The organism is Streptomyces sp. CNP082, from assembly GCF_059570535.1.
In genome coordinates this window covers 44528-51200 of sequence record NZ_JCANSZ010000052.1, presented here as the reverse complement: position 1 = coordinate 51200, position 6673 = coordinate 44528, and the positions used below count along the sequence as shown (strand labels likewise).

The 6673-nt window shown below is 72.3% G+C and carries 4 protein-coding genes and 2 pseudogenes; 3 read left to right on the top strand and 3 right to left on the bottom strand.

The features are described 5' to 3' along the window. Window positions 1-243: pseudogene (locus B124_RS30020) on the top strand (IS5/IS1182 family transposase); the annotation flags it as partial. A 15-nt stretch (window positions 244-258) separates the two neighbouring features. Here the strand turns inward: B124_RS30020 and B124_RS30015 are convergent. From B124_RS30015 to B124_RS30005, 3 genes are all read right to left on the bottom strand, one after another. Beyond that, window positions 259-2892, bottom strand: a complete 2634-nt coding sequence (locus B124_RS30015; RefSeq protein WP_496506132.1) for a tetratricopeptide repeat protein — start codon at window positions 2890-2892, stop codon at window positions 259-261. Between the two features lie 279 nt (window positions 2893-3171). Then, window positions 3172-5313 carry a SpoIIE family protein phosphatase gene (locus B124_RS30010; RefSeq protein ID WP_496506131.1) on the bottom strand — a complete coding sequence of 714 codons (2142 nt, stop codon included), beginning with the start codon at window positions 5311-5313 and terminating at the stop codon, window positions 3172-3174. Window positions 5314-5563: 250 nt separating this feature from the next. Next, the gene (locus B124_RS30005) at window positions 5564-5950 is read right to left on the bottom strand and encodes a hypothetical protein (RefSeq protein ID WP_496506130.1); all 387 of its coding nucleotides are present in this window, start codon (window positions 5948-5950) and stop codon (window positions 5564-5566) included. A gap of 56 nt (window positions 5951-6006) precedes the next feature. On the opposite strand from B124_RS30005, the pseudogene B124_RS30000 reads away from it, so the two are divergent. Continuing rightward, window positions 6007-6318: pseudogene (locus B124_RS30000) on the top strand (hypothetical protein); the annotation flags it as partial. A 22-nt stretch (window positions 6319-6340) separates the two neighbouring features. Then, on the top strand, window positions 6341-6571 hold the full coding sequence (locus tag B124_RS29995; protein ID WP_496506135.1) for a substrate-binding domain-containing protein: 231 nt from the start codon (window positions 6341-6343) through the stop codon (window positions 6569-6571). The last annotated feature ends 102 nt before the right edge of the window (window positions 6572-6673 follow it).

Sequence of the window (6673 nt, the reverse complement as noted above, 5' to 3'; positions counted from 1 at the left end):
TACCTGCGCAGGCGAGGCATCAAGGCAGTGATTCCGGAGCGGATCGACCAGATCAACGGCCGTGTCCGCCGAGGTGAGAGCCTTTGCCGCCTCGACCGGGCCACCTACCGCCGCCGCAACCTCGTCGAACGCTGCTTCAACAAGCTCAAGCACAACAAGGCCCTGGCCACCCGCTACGACAAACGAGCCCGCCACTACGAAGCCCTGGTCACCATCGCCTGCCTACAACTCTGGCTCCCCTGACATTGCGGACACAACCTAGGTCGTGTCCCGTAAAGATCTTCGAGTCGGTGCGAGCCGGATCGGGGACTGTCGGATCTGCTCTGTTGGCGCAGGGGAGGTCGTCACCGCCGTGCTCAGGTTCGTCTTCGGCAGCGGGAGATGATCGTCGGCGTCAGGATGACGGGGTCCCGCTGCGGTCGTGCTGGCTTCCTCGGACAGCAGCGTGCCAAGCGCGGCGGCCTCGGGGGTGCCGAGTTCGCCGAACAGTTCCAGGGCCCGTTGCCAAAAGGCGCGGGCCGCGTCCGGCTGGGCCAGCAGCCGGTGGCAGTGGCCGGTCTCCTCCAGGGCCCGCGCCTGCTGGTACCGGTCGCCCAGTTCCGCGGCATGGTCGGCGGCGAGCCGGTGACATTCCAACGCCTGCTGGGCCTGCGCAGCCCCGCTGGAGACCCGCAGTGTTGTGCCCAGCTCGTTGAGCAGCGTCACTTCGGCGTTGCGGTGGCCGATCTCCCGGACCACCTCAAGCGCCTGGTGGATGGCGGTCAGAGCCGCCGGGTAACGCCCGGTGTGCCGTTCGATGGAGCCGATGCTGCCCAGCACGTTGGCCTCGCTGACCCGATCGCCCACCGTCCGCGCGACCGTCAGGATCTCCTGGTTCATGGCCAGAATCTCGGCGCCGGTCTCGAACGTCTCCGCGAACCGGCCCAGTGGCTCATACAGCACCCCGTGCGCACCCAGCCGTTCCCGCCCGCCGTGCGACGCGGCCAGCTCCCGGGCGATGGCCAGCGCCGCCGTGTAGTGATGGCGGGCCTCTCGGTATCGGCCTTGGTGCTGAAGCACTTCGCCGAGGTTGCCCAGTGCCCAGCCCTCGCCCGCCCGGTCGCCCAGTGTGCGGAAACCCCTCAGCGCCTGTCGGAAGCGGGCCTCGGCCCGAGGGAAGCGGCCCAACCGCCAGTGCACCGCGCCGAGTCGGGCCAGCGCGACGGCCCGGGTGGCGGGGTCCGGGTCCTGGGCGGCCAGGCCGTGCAGCGCCTCGGCCTCCGGATAGTGGCCGGCGGTGTCGAGGTACCGGGCAAGCAGCCCGGAGAGCACTCCTACGTGACCGGCGCCGACCCTTTGCGCGCCGCCTCGCTGCGCGCCACTCCGTTCGGCTACGGCGGCGGCGAGCAGGCCGTCCCGTTCGCTATCCATCCATACCGCGGCGGCCCGTCGATCGGGCAGCGGGGGCAGGTCTGGGCCACCGGGGCCAGGCGCCGGACGGCGGTGGCGCTCGTAGGGCGCCAGAACATCCATCGCCCGCGCAGCGGCGTGCCGGTGGTAGGCCAACAGCCGGTCGAACGAGGCCCTTCGGGTCCGCGCCGGTTCCTCGTCGTGGGCACGAGCCGTCGCGTAGACGCGTACCAGGTCGTGGAACTCGTATCGCCCGGGTGTCGGTTGGCGCAGGAGGTGGGCGGCGTGCAGGGCGGCAAGCCCGGCCGCGGCAGCCGACCGGTCGGTCCCGGTGAGCGCGGCGGCGGTCCAGGAGTCCACATCGGGGCCCGGGTGGCAGGCCAGCAGCCGGAACAGTCGCTGGCAGGCCGGCGCCAGGCTCTCGTAGGAAAGCCGGAGCGCCAGCTCGACGCTGTCCTCGCAGCGCAGCCGGGTCCGCTGCCCGGTGAGGAGTTCCAGGTGGTCGGCGAGGGTCCAGCCGAACCGGTCCCGGATCCGCCCGGCCACCACCCCGAGCGCCAGCGGTAGGTGGCCGACCGAGCCGGCGATCAGCGCGGCGGTCGCCGGGTCAGCATCTACACGCTCCGCGCCTGCGGTCCTGCGCAGCAGGTCCAGCGACTCGCGAGGGCTGAACACCTCAAGGGGCAGCCGCTCGGCGCCGGTCAGTCCGGTCAGCCGATGGCGGCTGGTGACCAGGGTCCGGCAGCCCTCTCCGAGCAGCAGCGGCGCCACCTGCGCCGCCGATCCCGCGTCGTCCAGCACCACCAGGGTCCGCAGCCGGGCGGCCCGGCGGCGGAACTCCCGTACGCATCCGGCCGCGTCCAGCAGCCGGATGCGGTCGGCGGACATCCCCAGCCGCCGCAGGAACCCTTCGAGCACTTCCTCCGGGGCGACCGGCGGCAGGTCGGGAGCGTGCCCGCGGAGGTTGACCCAGAGCACCGCGCCGAACCGTTCGCGCCGCAGCAGCAGGTGAACGGCACGCACGGCCAGGGTGGTCTTGCCGATCCCCGCCATGCCCTCCACGACCGTCACCCGCGGGGCCACGCTCGGCGCCAGCAACGCGGCCAACTCGGCCGCACGACCGGTGAACCCGGGCAAGTCGTCGGGCGGCGTACCCGCCACCGTGACCACCCCGGCGTCAGCCGACCCGCCGACCACCCGCGCGTAGGCCGCCCGCCACCGGGCGGCTCCCCCGACCATCAGTGCCTCGGCCACGTCGGCCAGCAAGTCCGCGTCGAGCCGTCGGCGGCCCGGCTGGAAGCACCGGTGCACAGTGTCGAAGGCAGGCACCTCGGGCACCCGGCGATCGGCTCGCGCGCGGCAGACCCGCCGGTGCACCTCGCGCTCCGACACACCTGCCCAGGCGCGTAACTCCCGCAACCGGGACACCAGGTCATCCACCGTCCTGGCGCCATCCGGCTGCGGCAGCGCGCCGTTGTCGCCGTCGCCTGCGGAGGACGTCATCCGCTCCCCTCGCAGACCCGCCCGATGCCAGCGGTCACCTACCCGCGGAACGCCCCCGCCACTCCGGGCACGACCAAGCCGTCGCCGGTGGCCCTCCCCTACAGCCACCAGCGGCACCTCACCCGGCGATCAGTTCGGCAGCCGGTGGAGTTGTGGCGGCACAGGGAGCCCACGAGGGAGAGGCCGCTGAGGTTGCCTCTGTCGCCGGCGACTGTGCTGCCGATACGGCTCTAGACCGAGCCTTCACTCGGCCGGTTTCGCTGCACGGACGGACTTGGCCTACGGGAACTCCTGCTCCGCCCAGATGATCTTGCCGTCCGGGGTGTAGCGCGTGCCCCAGCGTCGCGACAGTTGCGCCACGAGGAGCAGGCCACGCCCGTCCTCGTCCAGGGTCCGGGCATGCCGCAGCCGCGGCGAAACACTGCTTGTGTCGAAAACCTCGCAGGTCAGGACAGATTCGCAGATCAGCCGCAGGCGGATGGGGCCCGAGGCGTAGCGGATGGCGTTGGTGACCAGCTCGCTCACCAGAAGTTCCGTGGTGAAAACGATGTCGCCCAGGTCCCAGGCTTCAAGACACCGCTTGGCGAAGGCACGGGCGCTGGACACGGCCGCCGGGTCCAAGGGTACGTCGCAGGAGGCTACCCGGTCCGCGTCGAGCCCGTGGACGCGGGCGATCAGCAGGGCCACGTCGTCGTCCGGCCGCTGGACGTCCAGCGGGCCCAGCGCCTCACCGCACATGTCGTCCAAAGGCCGGTCAGGATTTGCCAGGGCCGCGCAGAGCCGCTCCAGACCGACGTCCGGGTCCTGTCCACGGACCTCGTACAAGCCGTCGGTGTACAGGGCGAGCAGGCTCCCCTCCGGCAGCTCGATCTCCGCGGACTCGAACGGCAGGCCTCCCAGACCGAGCGGCGGGCCCGAGGGGAGATCGGGGAAGACCACCGACCGGTCGGGGCCGACGACGACGGGCGGTGGATGACCCGCCCGCGCCATGGCACACGTGCGGGCCACCGGATCGTAGACCGCGTACAGGCACGTCGCGCCGAGTTCCGAGGGTTCCTGTACGCGGTCTTCCTGGGATTCCTCGGCGATGAGCCCCAGCATGAGGTCGTCGAGATGGGCCAGGACCTCCTCGGGCGGCAGGTCGAGGTCGGCAAGGGTGCGTACGGCGGTGCGCAGCCGGCCCATCGAGGCCGCCGCGTTGATGCCGTGTCCGACCACATCACCGATCACCAAGGCGACCCGGGCCCCGGAGAGCGCGATGACGTCGAACCAGTCGCCCCCCACGCCTCCGCCCGAAGGCAGATAGCGGGTCGCCACCTCGGCCGTCGTCTTCGCCGCGATCCGGCGCGGCAGCAGGAAGCGCTGCAACGCCAGCGCGGTGTTGCGTTCGCGGGTGAACTGGCGGGCGTTCTCGACGCCGAGCGCGACCCGTCCGACGATCTCGTCGGCGACGAGGAGGTCATCCTCGTCGAACGCCTCGCGCGGGGCGCAACGGAGCAGGGTCGCCATCCCCACCACAGAGCCCCGCGTCCGCACCGGAACCTGCATCAGCGCGCACGGGCCGAAGTCCGGTGCGGCCGGGCCGAGCTGGGTATCGGCGGCGATCCAGCCGGCGCACTCCTGCCCGGACACAGCCCCTGTGTGCGGGGTTCCACCAGCCAGGCAGCGTGCACCCGGTGAACCCGGCGGGAACTGCACCGGACGCCCGACCTCTGCGACCCCCTCCGGGATGCTGCCGTCGGCGCTGCGGACAGCGACCCGCCGCAGCCGCTGGCCCCCGGACAGCACCCTGTCAGGCGACTCGCCCTGCAGGACGGAGTCGAGCAGGTCCACGGTGATCAGATCGGCCAGGTCCGGAACACAGACCTCGGCCAGGCCCTCGGCGAGGCGGAAGACGTCGAGAGTCCTGGCCGTCCACGCTCCCGCTCTGCTCAGCAGGTCGACACGCTCCAGGGCGCGCCACCGGTCGGTGACATCAAGGACCATGTAGCACACCCCCCGGACGACGCCCGAGTCGTCCTCCAGCCGGAAGAAGGACGTGGAGTACGCGTGCTCCCGGTCCGGGTCAGCGCGCGTGCGACCGTGGTACTCGACATCGACCGCGGGCCGCCCGGTCTCCATCACCTCCCGCATGACCGACTCGATGGCGTCCGCGTCAAGCCGTGGCAGCACATCACCCAGACGCTTGCCCAGCCGCTCTTCACGGGGCACACCCCCGAGCTGCTCCAAGGCGTCATTGATCCAGACATAGCGCAGGTCGGTGTCCAGGACGGCCATGCCGACCGGGGACCGGGCCATGAACTGTCCCACCAGAGAGCGACCGGACTGCCACTCTCCGCTTCCGCCGTCGGCACGATCCGCCCAGGAGCCCGAGGACGCTGCGGACGGGTCCGGCGCCCGGCCCTGGTCACTGGATTCCATGCCTGCCCTCCATGGCCGGTCGCGGCCAATGAGACCCTCCTTGTCCAGGGTCGCACCGCGAGCGCGCCCCGGCACGGGCCGGCCCCTGCGGCGGCCTGCCGCGAGGCGGAGGCACTCGCTCCCGGCAGACCCCTGTCCGGCCGGCCGGGTGCCAACGGCTGAGCGCGCGGCCGTGCGGCCCGGTTCCGGGCCGGGCGCAGGGACCGGCCGGCGCCACGGCCTCGTGACGGCGGTGGTGAGATGACGGGCGTTACGTCAGGTCATAGGCGAGCACCGTGATCGAGTGCGCCGGGAACGTGTAGCAGCCGTCCGGGGTCTTCACTGCGCGGCGGTGGCGCACCGCGACGCGGTCCGGCTCACTCAGGGTGTTGGCGGCCAGCACGTCGCCCAGGTCCGCGCCCAGGTCGCGGACCTCGGCCACGGCGGGAAGGCCGCCGGGGTCGCCGTCGCGGATGAGGCGGGCCGACGGCGCTCTGTCGCGGTGACGGTTGACGACCGCGAGGTGGAGATTGCAGCCGTCGGCCGACCGCGAGGCGTTCGCGTCGAGGTCGGCCACGACGCCGGGACGGGTGGCGAACGTGCCGTCCGGTCCGCGGCTGTCACCGGTCGCGTTGACCAGGTTGACCGTGTTGGCCATCGGCACGGGCAGCGCGCAGGTGCGGTGCAGGGTGTGGAAGACACCCGCGTAGAAGAGTGCGTCCGCCAGGGTGCACCTCCGCCTGCTCCCTCTGGGAGAAGACCGCGTTCGTCCAGCGGATCGCGCTGATCGGCCCGCGGCTCGGGCGGCACGCCCACACCCCGCCCGAGCCGCGGCGACGGCTCGACGGCTACCGCTCCGCCCTCACCGCCGCCGGCATCGAGCCCGACCCGGCGCTGCAGGTCCACCACGGGCTGAACGCCCCCCAGGATGTCGCCGACGCAGTAGACCACCTGCTCCCGCTGCCTGCCCCGGCGGACGCCGCCTTCTGCTTCAACGACCGCACGGCCCTGGCCACCCTGCGCACCCTGGGCCTCCAGCGGCGTACGGGTGCCGGACGATGTCGCCGTCATCGGCGTAGACGACATCGAGGCTGCCCGCCTTTCCACGTCGCCGCTGCCCAGCATCGCGCCGGACAAGCGGACTATCGCCCGCAGCGCGGTCTCCATGCTCATGGAACGCATCGAGGGCGCCGACCGCCCCGGCCCGCCAAGTCGTCGCCGACTTCGCCCTCAGAGCCCGGGAGAGCACGGTGGGCGTCCACCCGGGTGGCGACCATGACGCGGTGACGGGCTCGTACGCGGGCTAGCACGCCTCCCTCAAGCCCGAACTCCATCAAGGCGCCCGACGCCGGGACGGGTCGGTGTCACTCGCTGGCCTCGC